This is a genomic window from Cupriavidus sp. FW306-1B-F12B, assembly GCF_058781795.1.
In genome coordinates this window covers 287,799-311,689 of the sequence record NZ_JBYSXC010000001.1, presented here as the reverse complement: position 1 = coordinate 311,689, position 23,891 = coordinate 287,799, and the positions used below count along the sequence as shown (strand labels likewise).

The window sequence follows — 23,891 nt, the reverse complement described above, 5'->3', positions numbered from 1 at the left end:
GGCCTATCGCGGTGACTTGGCCAGCCATCTCCGGGAAGCGCTCGCCCAGCAGGCCTGCAGCCGGCATCCTCCTGACGCGCTCAGGCCGTTTGTCCGCGAGTGGGCGGGGCCACCGGTGGGACTAACGAAGCCTTCTGTCGTCGTTGCGCGCAACCCCGCTGATGCAATACAAGCGAATTTGTCCAACCGTGACCGGGGGCAGCACTCGCCCGATGTCTTCGCGCTCCCAGCCGCGGATTGATGCGGTCGATGATGGCGACCATATCGTCGGCATGCGGGTGTTGCCGCAGGAGGAAGGCGACGTCTATGCAATCCTGCATCTGTCGAATGGCGACAAGCAGAACCTTACCCACGGCGAGTTCACCGCCATTACGGAGGAAGAGCCGCGCCCGCCGGCGCGGCTGCCGCAGAAACCACTGGCCGAAGAGCGTTGCTGCCGCGCTGCCCCGCCCCCGGGATCAATGCTGACTTGCCCCCGCAGCGCCGATCCCGGTCATCGCGCGCACGAACTGCGCACCGTAGCGCTGGCGCTCGGTGCCGGCCCGGGCGGAGCGGTCCAGCACCGACGCCAGCCAGGCGCCGGCGAAGGCCAGCGTCATCGAGAACAGCGCCGGGTTGGCATACGGGAAGATCGGCTTGTCATGATGCAGGATCCCCACCCAGACCGTCGGGCCCAGCACCAGCAGTGCCACCGCTGACACCAGCCCGGCCAGGCTGCCCGCCACGGCGCCGCGCGTGGTCAGGCCTTTCCAGAACATCGACAGGAACAGCACCGGGAAGTTGACGGAGGCCGCGATCGCCAGCACCAGGCCGGACAGGAAGGCGATGTTCTGCTTCTCGAACATCACGCCCAGCACCATGGCCAGCACGCCGATCACCAGGGTGGCCGCCTTGGACACCCGGATCTCGTCCTTCTCGTTGGCCTGCCCGCGGCGGAACACGTTGGCGTACAGGTCATGCGAGACCGCGGAAGCACCCGACAGGGCCAGGCCCGCCACCACCGCGAGGATGGTCGCGAACGCCACCGCTGAGATAAAGCCCAGGAAGAGATCGCCGCCGATCGCGTGCGACAGGTGCACCGCCACCATATTGCTGCCGCCGATGATCTTGCCGGCCGCGTCGCGGTAGGCCGGATCCGCGCCCACCATCACGATCGCACCGAAGCCCACCACCAGGATCAGCACGTAGAAGTAGCCGATGAAGCCGGTGGCGTAGAGCACGGACTTGCGCGCCTCGCGGGCGTCGGCCACGGTGAAGAAGCGCATCAGGATGTGCGGCAGGCCCGCGGTGCCGAACATCATGCCCACCCCCAGCGAAATCGCATCGATGGGATTGGACACCAGCCCGCCCGGCGACAGGATCGCCAGCCCCTTGTCATGCACCTTGGCCGCGCCGGCGAACATGGCTTCCGGGCTGAAGCCGAAGTACGCCAGCACCATCACGGCCATGAACGTCACGCCGCCCAGCAGCAGCGCGGCCTTGATGATCTGCACCCAGGTGGTGGCGAGCATGCCGCCGAACATCACATACAGCACCATCAGCAGGCCGACGATCACCACGGCGGACTCATAGCTGGTGCCGAACAGCAGCTCGATCAGTTTGCCGGCGCCGACCATCTGCGCCACCAGGTACATGATCACCACCGTCAGCGTGCCGCAGGCGGCGGTGATCCGCACCGGCTTCTGCGCCAGCCGGTATGACACTACGTCGGCAAAGGTATAGCGGCCAAGGTTGCGCAGCCGTTCGGCGACGATGAACAGGATGATCGGCCAGCCCGCCACCACGCCCAGCGCGTAGATCAGCCCGTCATAGCCCTTGTCGAACATCATCGCGGAGATGCCGAGGAAGGAGGCAGCCGAGACCATGTCGCCGGCGATGGCCAGGCCGTTCTGGAAGCCGCTCAGCCCGCCCCCGGCGGCATAGAAGTCGGATGCCGAGCGCGTGCGGCGCGCGGCCCAGCGGGTAATGCCGAGCGTGAACAGCACGAACAGCAGGAACATCACGATGGCGCTCCAGTTCAGCGGCCGCGGCGCGGCATCGCCCTGGATGGCGGGTGCCGCCGCGGCAGCCATGCTGGCAAGCCCGAGCAGGGCCGCGCACAGGTAACGGTTGGCGGGCTTCATGCCAGGCACTCCTTGCGCACGCGTTCGTTGAGCGGATCCAGGTCGCGGTTGGCCCGGTACACGTAGATCCCGGTCAGCAGCACGGCCGCGACGATCACCGCCACGCCGACGGGAATGCCCACGGTCATCACACCCGCGCCAAGCGGTGTGCCGAGCGTGGCCGGCGAGAACGCCAGCAGCAGGATAAAGCCGAAGTAGATCGCCAGCATGACCAGCGTCAGCGACCAGCCCAGGCGGGTGCGCCCGTTGGTCAGCCGGATGAAATCGGGGTGGTTCTGGATGGTTTCCAGTTGTCGCGCGTCCATGGTGGTCTCCTTTGGCGCAGGGGGGCGCGGCGCCTCTGGGTGGGCGCCATCGTTGGGTGGTTCGTTGAGACTTGAACTCTTCCGGCGGTGTGCTCCCTCTCCCCGCACGGGGAGAGGGAGCACACATGCAGCGGCTTGTCAGTTCATGCGATACGTTCAGATCGCGCCGACCGGCTGCTCGTGCGTGACCTTCGGCCGCATGTCAAGCACGCGCCGCGCCTTGCCGACAGTGGTGCGCTCGATGCCGTCTGCATCCACTACCTGCACGCGCGTGGTCACGCCCACGTAGGTTTTGATCTGGTCCTTCAGCTCGCGCTCCAGCGTCGCGCGGTCGTCGGCGCAGAGGGTGGCCGATGGTCCGGGCCGCGCCTCAACGCGCACTTCCAGTTTGTCCAGGTGGCCGTCTCGGGTCACCACCAGCTGGTACTGCGGCGCCAGCGCCGGGGTCTTCAGGATCAGCTCCTCGATCTGCGACGGGAATACATTGACGCCGCGGATGATCAGCATGTCGTCCGAGCGGCCGGTGATCTTGCCGATGCGGCGCATCGAACGCGAGGTGGGCGGCAGCAGGCGCGTCAGGTCGCGCGTGCGGTAGCGGATCACCGGCAGCGCTTCCTTGGTGAGCGAGGTGAACACCAGTTCGCCCTCTTCGCCATCCGGCAGCACCTCGCCGGTCACCGGGTCGATGATCTCGGCGTAGAAGTGGTCTTCCCAGATCACCGGACCGTCCTTGCTCTCGATGCATTCGCAAGCGACACCCGGGCCCATGACTTCAGACAGGCCGTAGATGTCCACCGCGTCGATGCCGGCACGTGCCTCGATCTCCGCGCGCATCGCATCCGTCCACGGCTCGGCGCCGAAGATGCCCACCTTGAGCGAGCTTTCCGACGGATCCATGCCCTGGCGCTCCATCTCCTCGATCAGGTTCAGCATGTACGACGGCGTCACCATGATGATGTTGGGCTCGAACTCGCGGATCAGCTGTACCTGTTTCTCGGTCTGTCCGCCGGACATGGGGATCACCGTGCAGCCGGCCTTCTCGGCGCCGTAGTGGGCACCCAGGCCGCCCGTGAACAGGCCATAGCCATAGCTGACATGGACCAGGTCGCCGGCGCGGCCGCCGGCGGCGCGGATGGAGCGCGCCACCACGCTGGCCCAGGTATCGATATCCTTCGCGGTATAGCCGACCACGGTCGGCTTGCCCGTGGTGCCGCTCGACGCATGCACGCGCGCCACCTTCTCGCGCGGCACCGCGAGCATGCCGAAGGGGTAGTTGTCGCGCAGGTCCTGCTTGGTCAGGAACGGGAACTTCGACAGGTCCGACAGCGACTGCAGGTCGTCCGGATGCACCCCGGCCGCATGGAAGGCCTTGCGGTAGTGCGGCACGTTGTCGTAGGCATGGCGCACGCTCCATTTCAGCCGTTCCAGCTGCAGCGCCTGCAGTTCGTCGCGGCTGGCGCGCTCGATCGGCTCCAGCTCGTTGGGGTTGGGGATGCGTTGAACCATTGTCTACTCCATCATCGTTATGATTGCGCCGCATTTCTATTGGGGGCCGGCGCCGGGTGCTGCGACTGCTAGCTAGTGCATCAGATATGGGAACGGCTCTGCACCACGCGGAAGCGGTTGGCGACGAAAGCCGCATCCGACAGCGAGGCATTGGCTGCCGGGTTGGCGCCGGTGGCATGGAAGTCGCTGAACGCGGCCGACTGGTTGACGAACACGCCACCGGTCAGGTTCAGCGACAGGGCCACGCCCGCGTCCTCGGCGGCTTCGCGGATGCCCTCGGACACGCCGGCATCGGTGGTGTAGGCCGACAACGTCAGTGCGCCATGCTCCTTCGCGCCGCGGTGCGCCAGCGCGATGCTGTGCGCGGTGTTGTCGGTGGCGACGATGAACGAGATCGGGCCGAACAATTCCTGCATGATCTTGCCCTCGTCGCTGGCGTCCACCTTGAGCACCAGCGGCGTGCGGATGCGCGCGCCGGGGAACTCCGGGTGCTCCAGCACGCGGCTGTCGGCGACGATCTCGCCCAGTGCGCGCGACGATTCGATGCGCTGCACCACCCCGTCGTTCTGGATCGCGCCGAGCAGCTCCACCGCCTTGGCTGCATCGCTGGTGAGCCTGGCCACGCCTTCCCCGATCGCCGCGGCCACCTGGTCGAAGCCGAGGTGCCCTTCCGGCGTGTCGATGCCGTCCTTCGGCACGTAGATGTTCTGCGGTGCCGTGCACATCTGACCCGAGTACAGCGCCAGCGAGAACGCGATATTGCGCACCATGCCCTTGAAATCGCTGGTGGAGTCGATCACGATCTGGTTGACGCCGGCCTTCTCGGTATAGACCTGGGCCTGGTGCGCATTGCGCTCCAGCCATTCGCCATTGGCGCTGCTGCCGGTGAAGTCGATCAGGCGCACTTCGGGGCGCAGTGCCAGCGTCGAGGCCATGCGCTCGCTCGGGTCGTTGGCCACCAGCGTGACCAGGTTGGGATCGAAGCCGGCTTCCTGCAGCACCTCGCGCGCCACCTCGACGCTGATCGCCAGCGGCAGGATCGCGCCCGGGTGCGGCTTGACCACCACCGCGTTGCCGGTCGCTAGGCTGGCGAACAGGCCGGGATAACCGTTCCAGGTCGGGAAGGTGCAGCAGCCGATCACCAGGCCCACGCCGCGCGGCACCACGCTGTAGCGCTTCTCCATGCGCAGCGGCTCGTTCTTGCCCTGCGGCTTCTCCCAGATCGCCTGCTTCGGGATGCGGCGCATCTCGTCCCAGGCGTAGGCCACCGCTTCCAGCCCGCGGTCCTGCGCGTGCGGGCCGCCGGCCTGGAAGGCCATCATGAAGGCCTGGCCGGTGGTGTGCATCACCGCGTAGGCAATCTCGAAACTGCGGCGGTTCAGGCGCTGCAGGATTTCCAGCGAAACGCCGACCCAGGCTTCAGGCCCGGCCTTGCGCCAGGCGGGCATGCCTTCGGCCACGCCGGCGAAGAGCTGGTCGAGGTCGGGCTTCGGATAGGTGATGCCCAGTTCTGCGCCATAGGGCGAGACTTCCTTGCCGGCCTGGCCGACGGTGCCCGGCTGCGACAGCGCGAACGGGCGGTTCAGGCGGGCCTCGAACGCAGCCTTGCCGTCGGCGTTGGCGGTTTCGCCGTAGACCCTGGGGCTCGGCATTTCGGTGAACGGGCTCCAGTAGCCGCGCTCGGCAATGGCTTGGGTGGCTTGTTCCAGCAGCGCCTGGTGGCGTTCAAAAAACAGATGGGACACGGCTTGCTCCGGGGGCAGAATGGTTTGTGTATGGGTCGGGACAGCAGCAGGAAACGCTTCAGGTTTCCTGGTCGAAGTCGATCACCAGCTTGTCGCTGACGGCGTAGCTCTGGCAGCTGAGGATGAAGCCGCGCGCGACTTCGTAGTCCTCCAGCGCAAAGTTGACGTCCATGTCGACCTCGCCTTCGATGCGCTTGCAGCGGCAGGTCGAGCAGACCCCGCCCTTGCATGAGTAAGGCAGCTCGATGCCTTGCGCCAGCGCGGCATCCAGCACCGTCTCCTTGTTCTTCTCCAGCGTGAAGCAGCGCGTGCGGCCGTCCTGGATCACCGTGACCTCGCACTGCTGCTGACCCACCTGCTTGTGTGCATGCGCCGCCGGGCGGGCCGCGGGGATGCTGGTGGCAAACAGCTCGCGCTTGACGCGGGCCTTGTCCACGCCGTTGTCGAGCAGCGCCTGCGACACCTCTTCCATCATCGAATGCGGGCCGCAGATAAAGGCGATGTCGATGTCCTGCGGCTTGACCCAGTGCTTGAGCAAGGCATTGACCTTCTCGCCGTCGATGCGGCCGTTGAAGAGGTCGATCTCCAGCTGCTCGCGGCTGAGCACGAACACCAGGTTGAAGCGCTGCAGGTAGGAGTCCTTCAGGTCTTCCAGCTCTTCCTTGAACAGCACCGAAGACGAGGCGCGGTTGCCGTAGAACAGCGTGAAGCGGCTCTGGGGCTCGGCTTCCAGCGTGGTCTTGATGATCGACAGCATCGGCGTGATGCCGCTGCCGGCGGCGAAGGCCACGTAGTGTCTCGCCTGCGTGGCAGACAGCGGCACGTGGAAGTGGCCGGATGGCGGCATCACCTCCAGCTTCATGCCGGGCTGCAGTTGTTCGTTGGCCCAGTTGGAGAACAGGCCGCCGTCGACGCGCTTGATCGCGACGCGCAGCTGTGCGTCCTGCACCGCCGAGCAGATCGAGTACGAGCGGCGCACGTCCTCGCCGCCGATGCCGGTGCGCAGCGTCAGGTGCTGGCCCTGGATGTAGCGGTAGGTGTCGGCCAGTTCATCCGGCACGGCAAAGGTCACGGCCACGGCATCGCGGGTTTCGCGGGTGACCGAGGCCACGGTCAGTTCATGGAATTTGCTCATCTCACTACCCCGGTCAGGCTCAGTGCGCCTTGAAGTAATCGAACGGTTCCTTGCAGTCGCCGCAGCGGTACAGGGCCTTGCAGGCGGTCGAGCCGAACTGGCTCACCAGCCGCGTGTGCCGCGAGCCGCAGTGCGGGCACGCCACCACCAGCGCCGGCGCCGCCCTGCGGCTGATGCCGCTGATGTCGATCACCTGCTGGGCCGGCGGCGCAATGCCGTAGCCGCCCAGGCTGGCCTTGCCGCGCGGCGTCATCCAGTCGGTGGTCCAGGCCGGCGCCAGTTGCGTGCGCACGCGCACGCTGGCGATGCCCTGCGCGGCCAGCGTGCGCTCGATCTCCTCCCGGATCACCGTCATGGCCGGGCAGCCGGAGTACGTCGGGGTGATGGTGACGACGCAGGCGTCGTCCTCCCATGCCACGCCGCGCACGATGCCGAGGTCCACCACGGAGATCACCGGGATCTCGGGATCGGGCACGGTATCGAGCCAGGTCCAGACCTGCCCGATGGCCGGGCGTGCGATCGCTTGCGCAGTCATGGCGTTCACCAGCTGGCGCCCGGATAGGCGCGCTGCAGGAACTGCATTTCGGCCAGCAGGTAGCCGAGGTGTTCGGTATGGCGGCCGTGGCGGCCGCCGCTCTGCGACCACGTGCCGGCAGGCAGCTGCAGCGTGGCCTCTTCCAGCACCGCGGCCACGTGGCGCTGCCACGGTTCGGCCAGTGAGGCGGGGTCGGGCACCACGCCGGCCTGCACCAGCGCGGCGTCGCCCGCGTCGGACTCGAACAGCTCACCGCTGAACATCCACAGGTCGTCGAACGCATCCTGCATGCGGCGGTGGCTCTCTTCGCTGCCGTCGCCCAGGCGCACCACCAGGTCGGCACTGCGGCGCACGTGGTAGGTCACTTCCTTGAGCGACTTGGCGGCGATCTCGGCGATGCGGGCATCGGTCGAGCGCTGCAGCCCGTCGAGCAGGAAGTAGTGCCAGGTGTCGAACAGGAACTGCCGTGCCAGCGTATCGGCATAGCTGCCGTTGGGCTGCTCCACCAGCAGCGGGTTGCGGAACTGGTGGGCGTCGCGCAGGTAGGCCAGCTGGTCGGCGCTGCGGCCGGCGCCCTCCACTTCCGCGGCGTAGCCCAGCCACAGCCGGGTCTGGCCGATCAGGTCGAGCGCGACATTGGTCAGCGCGATGTCCTCTTCCAGCGCGGGGCCGCGGCCGCACCATTCCGACAGGCGCTGGCCGAGGACCAGCGTGGAGTCGCCGAGGCGCAGCAGGTATTCGAGCTTGTGGTTGTCCATCATGCGGGCCGTATCAGATGTGCTTGACGGCTTCCGGCATCGGGAAGAACGTCGGGTGGCGGTAGACCTTGCTGTTGGCCGGCTCGAACAGCGGGCCCTTGTCGCCGGGGCTGCTGGCGACCACATCGCCGGCCTTCACCACCCAGACGCTGACGCCCTCGTTGCGGCGCGTATAGACGTCACGCGCGTTGTTGATCGCCATTTCGCCGTCCGGCGCGTGCAGGCTGCCCACGTGCTTGTGGGCCAGGCCGTGCTGGCTGCGGATAAAGATCTCCCAAAGCGGCCACTCTTTCATGGCAACCTCCTGTGTCATTGCGTTGGATGGATGGCGGCGCCGCGCGCCGCGGTGTCAGGCGGCGGCGCGCTGCGCCTGCTTGTCGGCGTGGGTCACCAGGGCGTCGCGGAACCACGCGCCCTCTTCCCAGGCCTTGACGCGGCTGCGCAGGCGGTCGCGGTTGCAGGGGCCGTTGCCCTGGATGACGTTGTAGAACTCGGACCAGTCGATCTCGCCGAAGTCATAGTGGCCGCGCTCCTCGTTCCACTTCAGCTCGGGATCCGGAATGGTCAGGCCCAGGTACTCGGCCTGCGGCACGGTCTGGTCGACCATCTTCTGGCGCAGCTCGTCATTGGAGAACAGCTTGATGCGCCATTGCATGGATTGCGCGCTGTTGGGCGAATCGCCGTCGGACGGGCCGAACATCATCAGCGCCGGCCACCACCAGCGGTTGAGCGCGTCCTGCGCCATCTGCTTCTGCTCGGGGGTGCCGTTGCACAGCGACAGCAGGATGTCGTAGCCCTGGCGCTGGTGGAACGACTCTTCCTTGCACACGCGCACCATGGCGCGCGCATAGGGCCCGAACGAGCAGCGGCACAGCGGCACCTGGTTGATGATGGCCGAGCCGTCGACCAGCCAGCCGATCATGCCGATATCGGCCCAGCTCAGCGTCGGGTAGTTGAAGATGCTGGAATACTTGGCCTTGCCGGTGTGCAGGTCGCCCAGCATCTGGTCGCGCGACACGCCCAGGGTTTCGGCCGCGCTGTAGAGATACAGGCCATGGCCGGCCTCATCCTGGATCTTGGCCAGCAAGACTGCCTTGCGCTCCAGCGTCGGCGCGCGGGTGACCCAGTTGCCTTCCGGCAGCTGGCCCACGATTTCCGAATGCGCATGCTGCGAGATCTGGCGGACCAGGGTCTTGCGATAGGCCTCGGGCATCCAGTCCTTGGCCTCGATCTTGATCCCGGCATCGACGCGCGCCTGGAACTCACGCTCCTGCGGCTCCATTTCTTCCATGGCGCGAAGCCTCGTCGCTCCTGTCTCCACCAGCTGTGCGTACATCCTTTGCTCCGCTCTTGGTTGCTCTGAATCGGGGTCTTGACCTGCATCAACATCGTCAGTTGCAACGGATGGTAGTGATACAATTTGATTCAATCAATCTGCATTTGTGTATCACTTCAGGGAGCAGGCCGATGGCGACGCCAGGCACCGATCCGGTTTCTCCGCGCGTGGCGCGGCTGGCACGCGGGCTGAAGCTGGGCGCCAATTCCATGCTGGTGACCTTGTTCGGCGATGTGGTGGCGCCGCGGCCCCAGGCAATCTGGCTGGGCAGCCTGATCCGGCTGGCGGCGCCGTTCGGCATCAATGACCGGCTGGTGCGAACCGCCACCTTCCGCCTGACCGCCGACGACTGGCTGGCCGCGACCAGGATCGGGCGGCGCAGCTACTACGGGCTGTCAGAAGCCGGTTTGCAGCGTGTACTGCACGCCGGCAAGCGCATCTACGCGGGTGAGGCATCCGAATGGGACGGCCGCTGGACCCTGGTGATGGTGCGCGGTGACGTACGCGCCACGGTCCGGCAGAAGCTGAAGCGGGAATTGCTGTGGGAGGGCTTCGGCGCCATCGCGCCAGGGGTGATGGCCCACCCCAATGCGGACCTCGCCTCGCTGCGCGAAATCGTCCAGGCCGCACGCGCGCAGGACGATGTGGCGGTGATGGAGGCAAGCAGCCTTGACGCGTTTTCCATCCGGCCGCTGCAGGCGCTGATGCACCAGACCTTCAAGCTTGGCGACGTGGCCGCCGCCTGGCAGGCACTGCTGCGCCGCTTTACGCCGCTGGCCGGAGAGGCCGCCGGGCTTGCTCCGGCCGATGCCTTCTTCGTGCGGACGCTGCTGGTGCACGAATACCGGCGCGTGCTGCTGCGCGATCCCAACCTGCCCGAGGCGATGCTGCCGCAAGACTGGCCCGGCCGCACCGCGCGCGGCTTGTGCCACACCCTGTATGGGGCGCTGCTCGACGCCAGCGAAGACTACCTGCACCGCGTGGTGGAAGTAGCGGACGGTTCGCTGCAGGATGCCAACCGGAGCCTGCGCCTGCGCTTTGGGGCCGGCGCGCAGGCGGCCAACGGCAATTAACCGGGCAACCGGGTAATCCCGGCTGCGCAACTGCGCAAATGGCTTGCGCCGGGTTTCGCGCAGAATGAACTCGCCAGCTTCAGGAAGTTGCGAGGACGGCTAGTCATGATCCTCACGAGTGGCTTCCGTGTGCGTCCGCCCAGGCCCGATTTCGCGTTCTTTGCAGAATCCGGATAACGGCAAGGATGCTCCCGCACCGATACTCACTCCAACGTTCATGACTCAGCCCGCAGCCTTCCGATGCCAGCCATTTTCTGCCCTCTTTCCTTCCGTCCGCCGAAATCCCGCGCCATCGGTCTTGCCCTGGTACTGGGCCGCACGGTTGTCAGGGTCGCGCCCTGTTCGAGGGAGTGCCACTGACGGCGTGACGCCTTGAAGTTCTTGGCCGATCCATTGGTGGCCACGCCGAAAAATGCAAATCTTTGTCAAGAATCATCGAATTTAGGAATCGTCCCATAGTATTTGCGCTTTTGTCGGGGTAGCGTCTTCGGCTACCCCGCGCCTTGTCGTTGGCTGAAGCGTCGCTGTGCGCGGACCTGGTGGCTTTCACTGGAGCATCGCCCATGCACACTTTTCCACCGACTATTTCCTTTAAGACACGACGATATGGCATCGTGGCCGCCTTGCTGGCCGGCTTCGCGCTGGCGCTCGCCGGCTGCGCCAGCTACGGCGACTGGCTCGAAGATGCCAAGCCGAAATCAAAATTGATCGCGGGTGACGCCCAATCCCTGAACTACACCCCGTACTACATTCACTCCTTCAACGTGACGGGGCCAAATGGTGTTGGCGGCGGTGGCTCCAATATCGTCCCCGCTTACCCGGACGGTCGTCCGTCCTCGGGTGGTGTGCGCTGCTGCATTAGTTTCCCACGCCAATGGCAGCCAGAGCTACGCGTCACCGTGCGCTGGCTGGTGGAAAAGGTCAAGGACGGCAAAACCCCGGGCTACTGGTACAAGGCCGAGAACGTGCGGATTCCTCAGTACGATGGCAAGGAAACCTATGGATCTTTTGCCATTTTCCTGCCCGGTGATCGTGTCCGCCTCATGGTCCGCGATGGAACGACCAGCCCCGAAGACAAGTTACCCGACGACAGCCCCTTCATTGCTCAAGGCGTGCGCGACGACGAGTGGAATCTCAAGTACCGCCGGGGAGGTCTGCAATGAGCGTGGTGCAATGGCCGGAACACATGCCGGAAGGCGGGCGACTGGCGCAGGGCAAGGACGCGTGGACCTGGGGCCGGGGCAATGTATGCGATCCGCTTGCCGGGTGCACCCAGACCCTGCACATCAGCCTGTTCTTCGACGGCACCAACAACAACGACGACGAAGACAACACAAAATGGCGGGATTCGCTCTCCAAGACCCACACTAATGTGGCACGTTTGTTCAGCGTGTCAAAGCACCTGCCTGATGACGGGTTGTTTTCCTACTACGTAGCGGGTGTCGGTACGCCCTTTCCAAAGCTCGGCGAGTTGGACTACTCCCAGGACGGCAAGGCCACCGCTGCGGGCTTCGACCAGCGCTGCGTCTGGGGCATGATTCGCGTGCTCAACGCCGTGCACTACGCAATTACGCACGACAAGAAGAAGTCGCTAGTTAGTGATGAAGACGCCAAGGCCATCTGCGACGCCGCAGCCAAGGGCAATCCTTCCAAGCTGATGGACAAGATCCGTATCCTGGGGATCACGCACAGCAACCGCTTCGACGATGGCCCGCAAAGCCGGATGGTCAGGAAGATCTGGATCAACGTATTTGGCTTCTCACGCGGTGCTGCGTGTGCACGTGTCTTTGTGAACAAGCTGCTCAAAGAATGGGGGCCTGGCGGCCAGCTCAGCGAGCAGACCGGACGGCGGGCCTTGCCCTACCAGGTCAACTTCCTGGGGCTCTTTGATACGGTGGCCTCCGTCGGCCTCCCGGACTCAACCCGCTCGGTCGTCAACTGGGACCGGTTTGCAGGGCACTCGGGATTTACGAAGGATGGCGGCTTGAATGTGCCAGGCACCGACAAGGTCCGGGCCTGCGCGCATTTCTACTCGATCCACGAGCAGCGGATGAGTTTTCCGCTCGACACCATCCGGATCAAGGAGAGCTACTCCGAAACGTTGCGCCGCTGGGAAATCGGTTATCCCGGTGTGCACTCCGATGTGGGCGGTGGCTACGGTCCCGGCGAGCAAGGCAAGGCCCGCGATGGCGACAGCAGCAAGCTCAGCCAGATTCCGCTGCATGACATGTACATCGCCGCCCTCAGGCAGGGCGTGCCGCTCATGCTGGAGGATGAAATTCGAGAGTCGACCGGTCTGTCCGAGAATTTCGCGATCCACCCGGCAACGGTCACGGCCTTCAACGAATGGCGTCGCAGCCTGTACGCGGTCTCCACCGTGGAAGAGGCACTGCGGTTCGGGATGGGCCAGATGCTGAGCTGGCGCACCCTGCGGGCCCAGGTCGGCACCGGGCAGTATGTGACCGAGCGTACCTTCTACCACGCCGCCCCGGAGGACGCCAAGACACCGCGCAAGATCACCCTCGAGGTCAAGAAGGCCGAACGCGATGATCCGGAATGCCAGCGCCTGAAGGCCGAGATCTCCCGACTTCAGCAGGAGCGGTCCGAAGCCCACAACCCGCGCGACTACCCGGCCAACCACCGGGACATCATGGAACTCTCCGCAGCGATCCTGGAGAAAAAGGTCTTGTTGCAGCGTCGACGGGAGGTCTTGTATGGCGAGCAGGCCGGCAAGGACGAACCAGCCCGGCCAGGGGAAGGCGCCGATGAGATCGTGACCAACGACCGCAGCGACCTGCGCGAGGGGGCCGAACAGATGCGCTTGCTGCTTGGCGTCCTGTATCCGGATCAGTTAGCAAGGTGGCAGGTGGACAAGCAGGAGTTTGTCTCACATCCTGGGGAGAATCGGCCCCAGCGGCCCCCAGTGCTATCCGTCAAGCACGACCAGTCTGGAGCAGACACGCCCCGTGTCACACTGACCAGCAGCGGCTTTATCTTCCATGCGACACGGACTTCGCTCGTGCAATCCTGGAATCCGGATGACGATTTGATGGCCGCTCCGGATGCAGGGGTGGTGAGCTTTCTGCGACTGCACACGTCCCCGGAAGCCGTGGCCCGTCTGGACAAGGCGGTCATCGCCCTCTATGACGACCACGTGCACGACAGCAAGATTTGGTTCCGCATCCCGTTCTTTAACGAATATGCGCCGGGTGGCTACGGCTGGCCCCGCGTGATCTTTACCGGAAACGATGACCGCAAGCCCTATCTGGCACTGGCGCCAGCGGCAAACCAGGCCGAGGAAAGCGTCGTCGGGAACTTCGCGATCGCATGATCTTGCAAGAACTTCCGGCGATCTCACGCTGGCGTTAGTCCCTGGCAGGTGCGAGAGCCGACCGTCAATTGACGGTCGGCTCTCGCGGCCCGGGTACACTTGGCCAGCAAGGCATTGCAGACAATTTAAGCGGCCGGTGCAGCATCACATGTCGATGAGTGACGTGATTAGTTTCACCGCTAGACAGATAACCGAAGGGGAATGGGCGCTGGTACGCGCGATTGCCGACGGCCTGGAATGGTCCTCGGCTGGTCCGAACCTGCGGCCCAGCGGCTCCGGTTCCTGCTCGACTTTGGTTATGCGACGGGCTTGCGCGCATGCAGCCAGGGTGCCGCCCCCAGGCCGGCACTCCCTTGCCATCAATCGCTTGCGCGTTATCACCCGTCCTTGAACAGGAAGCTGTAGGCGTTCAGTGCCGGTACCCCACCCAGGTGTGCGAAGAGGACTCTCGATCCTTGCGGAAACTCGCCGCGACGGACCATGTCGATCATGCCCTGCATGGACTTGCCCTCATAGACCGGGTCCGTCATCATGCCCTCCAGCCTGGCGCTGAGGCGGATGGCTTCCAGGGTGCCCGCCGAAGGCAGGCCGTATTCGGGGCCGCCATAGCGGGTGTCCAGCACCACGTCCGCTTCAGTGATGTCGCGGCCGAGGCCGACCAGCTCAGCGGTATGGCGCGCGATGCGCAGGATCTGCGCGCGCGTCGGTTCCGGCCTGGCCGATGCATCGATGCCGATGACCCGGTCCGCGCGGCCGTCGGCAGCGAATCCCACCACCATGCCTGCCTGCGTGCTGCCGGTGACCGAGCAGACGACGATGTAGTCGAAGCTGAAGCCGAGTCCGGCTTCCTGTGCCCGGACTTCCTCGGCGAACCCTACGTAGCCGAGGCCGCCGAGCGGATGCTCCGAGCAGCCTGCCGGAATCGGGTAGGGCTTGCCGCCCGCCTTGCGCACGCTCTCCATGGCATCTTCCCAGCTGGGACGAATGCCGATGTCGAAGCCTTCGCTGACCAGGCGCACGTCGGCCCCCATGATGCGCGACATCTGGATGTTGCCCACGCGGTCATAGACCGCGTCGGAGTAGTTGACCCAGTTCTCCTGCACCAGCACGCACTTCAGCCCCAGGTGGGCCGCGATGGCGGCAACCTGGCGCGTGTGGTTCGACTGGATCCCGCCGATCGAGACCAGCGTATCGGCGCCCTGCGCCAGCACGTCGGGAATGACGTATTCGAGCTTGCGCGTCTTGTTGCCGCCAAAGGCAAGGCCGCTGTTGCAGTCGTCGCGCTTGGCATAGAGCTCGACCTTGCCACCCAGGCTTTCGCTCAGCCGCGATAGCGGATGGATCGGCGTCGGGCCGAAGGTCAGGGAATGACGCGGAAATTGCTTCAGGTTCATGACTGGCTCCAGGTTGTGGCGGGCATGCGGGCGCGCGGCAGCCGCAAAGCCCGGCATTCGCACGGACGCTGCGCGACGCCGTACCTGGAATCATCATAAGAAAGCTGAGACGAAAGGTGCTTGCAAAGATCTGCGACTTCTTGCACGATAAAAAGGCTGAAAGCATCACGAAATTCTCTTTATTCCGTAGAAATGGCAACATCCAGAATAAAATTTCGTACAAAATCCGAGACCTCCGCCCAGCCCGCGCCGGTGCTGGATCGCACGGACAAGGCCATCCTGCGCGCCTTGCAGCGCGATGCGTCCATCTCCAACCTGGCCCTGGCGGGCAAGGTCAGCCTCAGCCCGCCCGCATGCCTGCGCCGCGTGGAACGCCTGAAAGCGGATGGCCTGATCCGCGGCGTCGTGGCGCTGCTGAACCCGGCTCCCCTGGACGCGGGCATGCTGGTCATCATCGGGGTCGTGCTGGACCGGTCTACGCCCGAGTCGTTCGCCGCCTTTGAGAAAGCGGCACAGAAGGTATCAGGCTGTATGGAGTGCCATGAAGTCACCGGCGAGTTCGACTACATCATGATGCTCAGGACCAAGGACAGCGAGAGCTTCAACCGCCTCCACGCGGAGCAGTTGCTCTACCTGCCGGGCGTGCGGCAGATTCGCTCGTTCATGGTGCTCAAGCAGGTGCTGTCGACGACGCAGTTTCCGATCTGAAGGTCGGCCTGGATCCGGCTGCGCGGACGAAGAGAGGAGACAGGGAGGGGAATTTTGGGGCTTGGGGCGAAGCGGAACCCCCGGCGCCGTTGCTGCCGGGGTTCCATCCGGCCAGCCCCTTGAGCGTTGGGGCTGGCGCGCCGTCCATCGCTCAGAATGAGCGCGGCAGGCCCAGGACGTGTTCGGCGACGAAAGAGTAGATCAGGTTGGTGGAGATCGGTGCCACCTGGTACAGCCGCGTTTCGCGGAACTTGCGCTCCACGTCGTATTCGCAGGCAAAGCCGAAGCCGCCGTGGAACTGCAGGCAGGCGTTGCCGGCCTCCCAGCTGGCCTTGGCTGCCAGGTACTTGGCCATGTTGGCCTGGGCCCCCATGGGCTCGTGCTTGTCAAACAGTTCGCAGGCTTTCCAGCGCATCAGATTCGCCGCTTCCAGCTCGATAAAGGTCTCGGCGATCGGGAACTGCACGCCCTGGTTCTGGCCGATGGGGCGGCCGAAGACCTCGCGTTCCTTGACATACTTGGTCACGCGGTCGATGAACCAATAGCCGTCGCCGATGCACTCGGCCGCGATCAGCGTGCGCTCGGCGTTCAGGCCGTCGAGGATGTACTTGAAGCCCTTGCCCTCTTCACCGATCAGGTTTTCCTCGGGGATTTCCAGGTCCTCGAAGAACAGTTCATTGGTCTCGTGGTTGACCATGTTGGGGATCGGGCGCACGGTCAGGCCCTTCTTCTGCGCTTCATGCAGGTCCACCATGAAGATGGACATCCCCTCGCTCTTCTTCGTCACCTCGGCCAGCGGCGTGGTGCGCGCCAGCAGGATCATGAAGTCGCTGTGCTGGACGCGGCTGATCCAGACCTTCTGGCCGTTGATGACGTAGCGTCCGTCCTTCTTGACCGCCGAGGTCTTGATCTTGGTGGTGTCCGTGCCAGTGGTGGGCTCGGTCACGCCCATGGACTGCAGGCGCCATTCCCCCGAGGCAATCTTCGGCAGGTACTTTTCCTTCTGCGCCCTGGAGCCGTGCCGCAGCAGCGTGCCCATGTTGTACATCTGGCCGTGGCAGGCGCCGGAGTTGCCGCCGCAGCGGTTGATCTCTTCCATGATGACCGAGGCTTCGGTCAGGCCCAGGCCGGAACCGCCGTACTCCTGCGGGATCAGGGCCGCCAGCCAGCCCGCCGCGGTCAGCGCATTGACGAAGGCCTCGGGATAGGCGCGCTGCTCGTCCACCTTGCGGAAGTACTCATCGGGAAACTCGGCGCAAAGCGCGCGGATGGCGTCGCGGATTTCTTGGAAGTTGTTCGATTGGGTCTGTTCGATCATGGCGCTTGGCTTGCGTTCGGTCTCTGGCGGACGGCCGCCTCCTTGTGATGACCGCAATGTTCGCGGCGTTCGGCCGCGTGGACAATCAGCCTTTCCGAAAGCGCGCCTTCCACCGCGGTTAAGTCCCGGCGACGGCCAGGTCCTTTCGCTTTCGCCAAAGTCCGCCATTGGCATTGTCAAATAGCGCAAACCACGCTTTGGGAACATGCTCCGGGCTATCCGGCGCATGCGCCGACTGACCGCTGCCCCGTGGACATGCACACCCTCGCCTCCCGCCTGCAAGCCCTGATCCGCCCCGGAGACCATATCTGGTGGGGGCAAGCGACCGCCGAGCCGCTGACGCTGACGCGCGCACTGGTGGAACACCGCCACGCCATCGCCCAGGGCGGACGCCTCAGTGTCTTTGTCGGCATCGGGCAGTCAGACACGCTGCAGCCGGCCCAGGCGGATGTGCTCGACTTCTTCGGCTACGCCGCCAGCGGCCCGCACCGGCAACTGGCCAGGGCCGGCGTGCTGGACATCGTGCCCAGCCACTATTCGCACCTGCCCGGGCTGATCCGCGACGGCACGCTGCGGGCGGACGTGGCGCTGGTGCAGGTCTCGCCCGCCGACGAGCAGGGGCGCCACAGCCTGGGGCTGGTGCATGAATACCTTCCCGCGGCGCTCGACCGCGCCCGCGTCATCATCGCCGAGGTGAACCCGGAGGTGCCGTGGACCCACGGCAGCCGCTACCTGAGCGCGGACGATATCGACCTGCAGGTCGAAGCGCTGCACCCGCCCATCAGCCTTGACCGCAGCGCGCCCGGCCCGGCCGAACAGGCCATCGCCCGCCACATCGCCGGCTGGGTGGAGGATGGCGCCACCCTGCAGATGGGCATCGGCAACCTGCCTGAGGCCGTGGTCGCTGCGCTGAATGGCCACCGCGACCTGGGGCTGCACAGCGGCGCGATCGGCGACGGCATTGCGGCGCTGGCCGAAGCCGGGGTGCTGACCAACGCACGCAAGAGCATCGATACGGGGGTAGGCATCGCCGGCATCCTGATGGGCAGCGAACGGCTGCGGCGCTGGGCCCACCGCAATCCGCAGCTGCAACTGCGCGAGACCGCCTATACCCATCACCCCGAGGTGCTGGCCAGCGTCGACAAGCTGACCGCCATCAACTCCGCCATCGAGGTCGACCTCACCGGCCAGGTGAACGCCGAAGTCGCCGGCGGCGTCTATGTCGGCGCCGTCGGCGGTGCCGTGGACTTCCTGCGCGGTGCCGCGCGCAGCCGCGGCGGCTTGCCCATCGTCGCGCTGCCGGCGACCGCCAAGGGCGCGAGCCGCATCGTGGCGCAGTTGTCCGGCCCGGTCAGCACGCCCCGCTCGGATGCGGGCCTGATCGTCACCGAGCACGGCGTGGCCGACCTGCGCAGCCAGACGCTGTCGCAGCGCGTGCGCCGCATGCTGGACATTGCCGCCCCCGAACACCGCGCGGACCTGGAACGCCAGGCCCACGCCCTGCTGCGCCAGTGCGGCGCGGTCTTCGTGGCCCTTCCCGGGCACACGCTGGCCAACTGACTTACTTGCTCATCCCAACACAGAGTTCCAAGGAGACTTCCATGCGCAGAGCTGCAATCGTCACTCCCCTCCGCACGCCCGTCGGCACCTTCGGCGGCAGCCTGCGCCCGGTGCCCGTGGAGGAACTGGCCGCCACCGCCGTGCGCGCCGTGGTGGAACGCAGCGGCATCGATCCCGCGCGTATCGATGACGTGGTCTTTGCCCAGTCCTACGCCAACAGCGAAGTGCCCTGCGTCGGCCGCTGGGCCGCGCTGCAGGCCGGCCTGCCGGTCGAGGTGCCGGGCATGCAACTGGACCGCCGCTGCGGCGGCGGCCTGCAGGCCATCGTCACGGCCTCGATGATGGTGCAGAGCGGCGCCGCCGACGTGGTGATCGCGGGCGGCGTCGAGAGCATGAGCAATATCGAGTACTACACCACCGACATGCGCTGGGGCGCGCGCTCGGGCAATGTGCGCTTCTTCGACCGCCTCGACCGCGGCCGTGAACGCTCCCAGCCGGTCGAGCGCTTCGGCAAGATCTCCGGGATGATCGAGACGGCCGAGAACCTGGCGCGCGACTACGGCATCAGCCGCGAGGCGGCCGATGTCTTCGCCGCCCGCAGCCACGCACGCGCCGCGGCAGCCTGGGAGGCCGGCCGCTTCGATGCCGAAGTCGTTCCCGTGCAGGTGCCCCAGCGCAAGGGCGATCCGGTGCGGTTCGCGCGCGACGAAGGTTTCCGCCCCGAAACCACGCGTGAAAGCCTGGGCAAGCTGCGCACGCTGATGCCGAACGGTACCGTCACCGCCGGCAACGCCAGCCAGCAGAACGACGCCTCGGCCGCCTGCCTGATCGTGGCCGAAGACAAGCTGGCCGAACTGGGCCTCACCCCCATGGCCTCGCTGGTGGGCTGGGCGGCGGCCGGCTGCGAGCCCTCGCACATGGGCATCGGCCCGGTGCCCGCGGTGAAGAAGCTGCTGGCGCGCCTGAACCTGACGCTGGACCAGATGGACCTGGTCGAGCTGAACGAAGCCTTCGCCTGCCAGGTGCTGGCCGTGCTCAAGGGCTGGGAATGGCATGACCAGGATGCGATCGAGCAGAAGCTCAACGTGAACGGCTCGGGCATCTCGCTAGGCCATCCGATCGGCGCCACCGGCGTGCGCATCCTGGCCACGCTGCTGCACGAACTGCAGCGCCGCGGCGGCCGCTATGGCCTGGAGACCATGTGCATCGGCGGCGGCCAGGGTATTGCCGCGGTCTTCGAACGCTACTGAGTAAGCCCACTTCATTCACCATACAGCCCCCGCGCGCGACGGCGGGGGCTGCGCCCGCCTTTTGCCTTTTGCTTTTCGGCTTTTGCCTTCGGCACTTTGCTTTACGTAGGAGAAGTATCTTGATTTCCACCTCACGCCGCCACGCCATGCTGGCCGCCCTGGCCCTGTGCGGCGCAACCCTGGCCACTCCCCCTGCCTCGGCGCAGCCCAACGGCCAGCCGGTGCGCCTCGTGGTCGGCTACGCCGCCGGCGGCCCCGCCGATCAGGCCGCGCGCCTGTTCGCGGTGGCGTTGGGCAAGGCGCTCAGCGCCAACGTCATCGTCGACAACAAGCCCGGCGCCAATGCCACGCTGGCCGGCTATGAAGTGGTCCGCGCCAAGCCCGATGGCGCCACACTGTGGTTCGCCGCCAGCGCGGCGCTGACGGTCGCGCCCAACATCATGAAGAGCCTGCCGTACGACCCGGCGAAGGACCTCGCCCCGGTGGCACCGGTGGCGCGCTACTACAACATGCTGGTGGCCAACGTCAAGGAGCCGTTCAAGGGCACCCAGGACCTGGTTGCCTACGCCAAGGCGCATCCCGGCAAGCTTAGCTACGGCTCCTCGGGCGTGGGCAGCTCCAACCATGTCGCCATGGCCCTGTTCGCCCGGCAGGCGCAGGTCGAGCTGAACCATATTCCCTACAAGGGCAATGCCCCGGCCATGACCGATACCATCGGCGGCCAGATCGACGTGATGTTCGACATCATCAGCACCGCCAGCGGCTATGTGCAGAGCGGCAAGGTCAAGCCCATCGCCGTGGGCTCGCCCAAGCGCAGCGCATCGCTGCCCGGCGTGCCCACCTTCCGCGAATCCGGGATTGCCGGCCTCAAGGACTATGAAGCCGGCGGCTGGTACGCCATCTACGCCCCCAAGGGCGTGACCTCCGAGCAGACCCAGAAGCTGGCCGCGGCAGTGCGGCAGGCCGTGGAAGATGCGGAACTCAGGAAGCGCTATGCCGAGCTGGGCTACGAACAGTGGAGCGGCACCACGCAGGACGTCGTGAACACCGCCGCGCGCGAGCGCACGCAGTGGGCCAGCGTGCTCAAGGGCGTGACGCTGGACTGATGGCCCCGCCTCGAACCGACACCGACCCGACACCCAGGAAGAACTGACATGATCCGCGATAACGAAACCCTCGAAGCCCTGCTCGACAGCGTGCGCCGCTTTGTGCGCGAGCGCCTGGTTCCCGCCGAGGCGCTGGTCGCCGAGACCGACGAAATCCCGCAGGACATCGTGCAGGACATGCGCGAGATGGGCCTGTTCGGCATGACCATCCCCGAGCGCTTTGGCGGCCTGGAGCTGACCATGGAAGAGGAAGCGCGCGTGGTCATGGAGCTGTGCCAGACCTCGCCGGCCTTCCGCTCGCTGCTGGGCACCACTGTGGGCATCGGCTCGCAGGGCATCCTGATGGACGGCACGCCTGAGCAGCAGGCCGCGTGGCTGCCCCGCCTGGCCACCGGCGAGATCCTGGCCTCGTTTGCCCTGACCGAACCGGAAGCTGGCTCGGACGCCGGCTCGCTGCGCACCACCGCGGTCAGGGATGGCGACCACTACGTGGTCAACGGCACCAAGCGCTTTATCACCAATGCGCCGCAGGCCGGCATGTTCACGCTGATGGCGCGTACCAACCCTGAGATCAAGGGCTCGGCCGGCGTCTCGGCATTTATCGTCGATGCCAGGACGCCGGGCATCAGCTTCGGCAAGCGCGACGTGAAGATGGGGCAGAAAGGCGCGCACACCTGCGACGTGATCTTCGACAACGTGCGCGTGCCGGCCGAGAACCTGATCGGCCTGAAGGAAGGACAGGGCTTCAAGACGGCGATGAAGGTGCTCGACAAGGGCCGGCTGCACATTGCGGCGGTCAGCGTCGGGGTGGCCAGGCGCGTGCTGCGCGACGCGCTGAACTACGCGCTGGAGCGCCAGCAGTTCGGCCAGCCGATCTGCGAGTTCCAGTTGATCCAGGCCATGCTGGCCGACAGCCAGGCCGAGCTCTATGCTGCCGAATGCATGGTGATCGACGCCGCGCGCCGCCGCGACGAAGGCAGGAACGTCTCCACCGAGGCCTCATGCTGCAAGATGTTCGCCACCGAGATGGTGGGCCGCGTGGCGGACCGCGCGGTACAGATTCTCGGCGGTTCCGGCTATATTTCCGAGTTCGGCATCGAGCGCTTCTACCGCGATGTGCGCCTGTTCCGCCTGTATGAGGGCACCACGCAGATCCAGCAGGTCATCATCGCGCGCAACATGATCCGTGAAGCCCGCGGCGCGTAAGCACCGCGCCCCGCGCCAATACGCCTGACCCATGCCCGCGCGCAACGCTGCCCGTCCCCAGGACGGGCAGCCTGCCTTGAGACCGCCTGACCTGACATGACAGATTCCACCGCTACGCCGGCCGCTGGCCTTCCTCCCCCCTCCCCCCGCACCGGCGCCCTGAGCCACCTGCGCGTGCTCGATCTCTCGCGCGTGCTGGCCGGACCGTGGTCCACCCAGAACCTGGCGGACATGGGCGCCGACGTGATCAAGATCGAAAAACCCGGCGAAGGCGACGATACACGCCACTGGGGGCCCCCTTTCCTCGCCGACGAGGCCGGCGCGCCGACCCGGCAGGCCTGCTATTTCACCGCCGCCAACCGCAACAAGCGCTCGGTCACCGTGGACATGGCCACGCCCGAGGGGCAGGAGCTGATCCGCGAGCTGGCCCGGCAGAGCGATGTGGTGGTGGAGAACTTCAAGACCGGCGGCCTCAAGCGCTACGGGCTGGACTATGACAGCCTGAGCGCGCTCAACCCGCGCCTGATCTACTGCTCGGTCACGGGCTTTGGCCACACCGGTCCCTACGCGGCGCGGCCCGGCTACGACCTGCTGATCCAGGCCATGAGCGGCCTGATGAGCATCACCGGCCACGCCGACGGCGAGCCCGGCGGCGGCCCGATGAAGGTAGGCGTGGCCGTGATCGACCTGTTCACCGGCATGTACGCCACCACCGCGATCCTGAGCGCGCTGGAAGCACGCCACTTCACCGGCCGCGGCCAGCATATCGACATCGCCCTGCTGGATGTGGCGATGGCGGTGCTGGCCAACCAGGGCGCGGGCTTCCTGAACGCCGGCGACGTGCCCCGGCGCCAGGGCAATATCCACCCCAGCGTGGTGCCCTACCAGGACTTCCCGACCGCCGACGGCAATATGCTGCTGGCCATCGGCAACGACCGGCAGTTCGCACGCTTCTGCGACGCCGCGGGCGTGGACTGGGCGCGCGACGAGCGCTATGCCACCAACACCGGCCGCGTCAACAACCGCAAGACGCTGATCGCGATGATGATGGAGCTCACGCGCACCCGGTCCACGGCGCAATGGGTCGCGCTGCTGGAAGCCAATTCCGTGCCTTGCGGCCCCATCAACAATATCGCCCAGGCCCACGCCGACCCCCATGTGCAGCACCGTGGCCTGCGCGTCGAGCAAGAGCGCTATCCGGGAGCCCAGCCGCCCGCCGGCGAGCCCGTGAACCACGTGGTCACCACGGCCAGCCCGCTGCGCCTGTCGGAGACGCCCCCGACGCTGCGCTACGCCCCGCCCGCGCTGGGCCAGCACACCGACGAGGTGCTGCGCGACTACCTGAAGCTGAGCCCGCAGCAACTGGAAGCACTGCGCGCCAGGCGCGTGGTGTAAGCGGCCAGGGGGCTTTCGGCAGACAAGAAATCCGCCTTTGCCGATTACCGATTGCACCGTGCAACGGGCGCACATACACTGGCGCCGTTCGGCTGGCCCCCGCCTTG

General features: G+C 66.1%; 20 protein-coding genes. 9 read left to right on the top strand and 11 right to left on the bottom strand.

All coding sequences use genetic code 11. The features are described from left to right. Window positions 1-458 precede the first annotated feature (458 nt). From AC3WLE_RS01340 to paaA, 9 genes are all read right to left on the bottom strand, one after another. Entirely contained in the window at window positions 459-2,123 is a 1,665-nt protein-coding gene (locus AC3WLE_RS01340; RefSeq protein WP_492317068.1) for a cation acetate symporter, read from the bottom strand. Further along, window positions 2,120-2,428, bottom strand: coding sequence for a DUF485 domain-containing protein (locus AC3WLE_RS01335; RefSeq protein WP_492317067.1), 309 nt, complete (start codon window positions 2,426-2,428; stop codon window positions 2,120-2,122). The genes AC3WLE_RS01340 and AC3WLE_RS01335 overlap by 4 nt, the downstream gene beginning before the upstream one ends. Before the next feature lie 156 nt (window positions 2,429-2,584). Next, the gene (paaK, locus tag AC3WLE_RS01330) at window positions 2,585-3,934 is read right to left on the bottom strand and encodes a phenylacetate--CoA ligase PaaK (protein WP_492317066.1); all 1,350 of its coding nucleotides are present in this window, start codon (window positions 3,932-3,934) and stop codon (window positions 2,585-2,587) included. Window positions 3,935-4,014: 80 nt separating this feature from the next. Continuing rightward, on the bottom strand, window positions 4,015-5,679 hold the full coding sequence (paaN, locus tag AC3WLE_RS01325; RefSeq protein ID WP_492317065.1) for a phenylacetic acid degradation protein PaaN: 1,665 nt from the start codon (window positions 5,677-5,679) through the stop codon (window positions 4,015-4,017). A 58-nt stretch (window positions 5,680-5,737) separates the two neighbouring features. Further along, entirely contained in the window at window positions 5,738-6,814 is a 1,077-nt protein-coding gene (paaE, locus tag AC3WLE_RS01320) for a 1,2-phenylacetyl-CoA epoxidase subunit PaaE (RefSeq protein WP_492355785.1), read from the bottom strand. 19 nt (window positions 6,815-6,833) lie between these two features. Further along, window positions 6,834-7,349 (bottom strand): 1,2-phenylacetyl-CoA epoxidase subunit PaaD, encoded by a 516-nt coding sequence (gene paaD / locus AC3WLE_RS01315; RefSeq protein ID WP_492351322.1) that lies wholly within the window; start codon window positions 7,347-7,349, stop codon window positions 6,834-6,836. A gap of 5 nt (window positions 7,350-7,354) precedes the next feature. Next, complete coding sequence (paaC, locus tag AC3WLE_RS01310; protein ID WP_492317062.1) at window positions 7,355-8,110, bottom strand: 1,2-phenylacetyl-CoA epoxidase subunit PaaC; 756 nt, start codon at window positions 8,108-8,110, stop codon at window positions 7,355-7,357. A gap of 10 nt (window positions 8,111-8,120) precedes the next feature. Beyond that, window positions 8,121-8,402, bottom strand: a complete 282-nt coding sequence (gene paaB, locus AC3WLE_RS01305) for a 1,2-phenylacetyl-CoA epoxidase subunit PaaB (RefSeq protein WP_010809321.1) — start codon at window positions 8,400-8,402, stop codon at window positions 8,121-8,123. A gap of 54 nt (window positions 8,403-8,456) precedes the next feature. Next, window positions 8,457-9,443 (bottom strand): 1,2-phenylacetyl-CoA epoxidase subunit PaaA, encoded by a 987-nt coding sequence (paaA, locus tag AC3WLE_RS01300; protein WP_492355784.1) that lies wholly within the window; start codon window positions 9,441-9,443, stop codon window positions 8,457-8,459. 131 nt (window positions 9,444-9,574) lie between these two features. On the opposite strand from paaA, the gene paaX reads away from it, so the two are divergent. From paaX to AC3WLE_RS01285, 3 genes are all read left to right on the top strand, one after another. Next, a complete protein-coding gene (gene paaX, locus AC3WLE_RS01295) occupies window positions 9,575-10,516 on the top strand; it encodes a phenylacetic acid degradation operon negative regulatory protein PaaX (RefSeq protein ID WP_492351320.1) in 942 nt (313 codons plus the stop codon). A 563-nt stretch (window positions 10,517-11,079) separates the two neighbouring features. Continuing rightward, window positions 11,080-11,679 carry a DUF3304 domain-containing protein gene (locus AC3WLE_RS01290; protein ID WP_492355783.1) on the top strand — a complete coding sequence of 200 codons (600 nt, stop codon included), beginning with the start codon at window positions 11,080-11,082 and terminating at the stop codon, window positions 11,677-11,679. Further along, window positions 11,676-13,847: a T6SS phospholipase effector Tle1-like catalytic domain-containing protein gene (locus tag AC3WLE_RS01285; protein WP_492355782.1), complete on the top strand. Its 2,172-nt coding sequence runs from the start codon at window positions 11,676-11,678 to the stop codon at window positions 13,845-13,847. Before AC3WLE_RS01290 ends, AC3WLE_RS01285 begins: the two co-directional genes overlap by 4 nt. Before the next feature lie 377 nt (window positions 13,848-14,224). Here the strand turns inward: AC3WLE_RS01285 and AC3WLE_RS01280 are convergent, their stop codons facing one another. Further along, on the bottom strand, window positions 14,225-15,241 hold the full coding sequence (locus tag AC3WLE_RS01280) for a 1-aminocyclopropane-1-carboxylate deaminase (RefSeq protein WP_492317058.1): 1,017 nt from the start codon (window positions 15,239-15,241) through the stop codon (window positions 14,225-14,227). Window positions 15,242-15,433: 192 nt separating this feature from the next. Between AC3WLE_RS01280 and AC3WLE_RS01275 the strand changes: the two genes are divergently transcribed. Then, window positions 15,434-15,949 carry an Lrp/AsnC family transcriptional regulator gene (locus AC3WLE_RS01275; RefSeq protein WP_422696042.1) on the top strand — a complete coding sequence of 172 codons (516 nt, stop codon included), beginning with the start codon at window positions 15,434-15,436 and terminating at the stop codon, window positions 15,947-15,949. A 151-nt stretch (window positions 15,950-16,100) separates the two neighbouring features. Here the strand turns inward: AC3WLE_RS01275 and AC3WLE_RS01270 are convergent, their stop codons facing one another. Next, on the bottom strand, window positions 16,101-17,267 hold the full coding sequence (locus AC3WLE_RS01270) for an acyl-CoA dehydrogenase family protein (RefSeq protein WP_492317057.1): 1,167 nt from the start codon (window positions 17,265-17,267) through the stop codon (window positions 16,101-16,103). 255 nt (window positions 17,268-17,522) lie between these two features. On the opposite strand from AC3WLE_RS01270, the gene AC3WLE_RS01265 reads away from it, so the two are divergent. The 5 genes from AC3WLE_RS01265 (at window position 17,523) to AC3WLE_RS01245 (ending at window position 23,784) form a co-directional block, all read left to right on the top strand. Beyond that, entirely contained in the window at window positions 17,523-18,827 is a 1,305-nt protein-coding gene (locus AC3WLE_RS01265) for an acetyl-CoA hydrolase/transferase family protein (RefSeq protein ID WP_492355781.1), read from the top strand. A gap of 41 nt (window positions 18,828-18,868) precedes the next feature. Further along, window positions 18,869-20,077 (top strand): acetyl-CoA C-acetyltransferase, encoded by a 1,209-nt coding sequence (locus tag AC3WLE_RS01260; RefSeq protein WP_010809314.1) that lies wholly within the window; start codon window positions 18,869-18,871, stop codon window positions 20,075-20,077. Window positions 20,078-20,196: 119 nt separating this feature from the next. Then, window positions 20,197-21,183 (top strand): Bug family tripartite tricarboxylate transporter substrate binding protein, encoded by a 987-nt coding sequence (locus AC3WLE_RS01255; RefSeq protein ID WP_492317055.1) that lies wholly within the window; start codon window positions 20,197-20,199, stop codon window positions 21,181-21,183. Between the two features lie 48 nt (window positions 21,184-21,231). Then, window positions 21,232-22,389: an acyl-CoA dehydrogenase family protein gene (locus tag AC3WLE_RS01250; protein ID WP_492351316.1), complete on the top strand. Its 1,158-nt coding sequence runs from the start codon at window positions 21,232-21,234 to the stop codon at window positions 22,387-22,389. Window positions 22,390-22,485: 96 nt separating this feature from the next. Further along, window positions 22,486-23,784 carry a CaiB/BaiF CoA transferase family protein gene (locus tag AC3WLE_RS01245; protein ID WP_492355780.1) on the top strand — a complete coding sequence of 433 codons (1,299 nt, stop codon included), beginning with the start codon at window positions 22,486-22,488 and terminating at the stop codon, window positions 23,782-23,784. Window positions 23,785-23,891 lie beyond the last annotated feature (107 nt).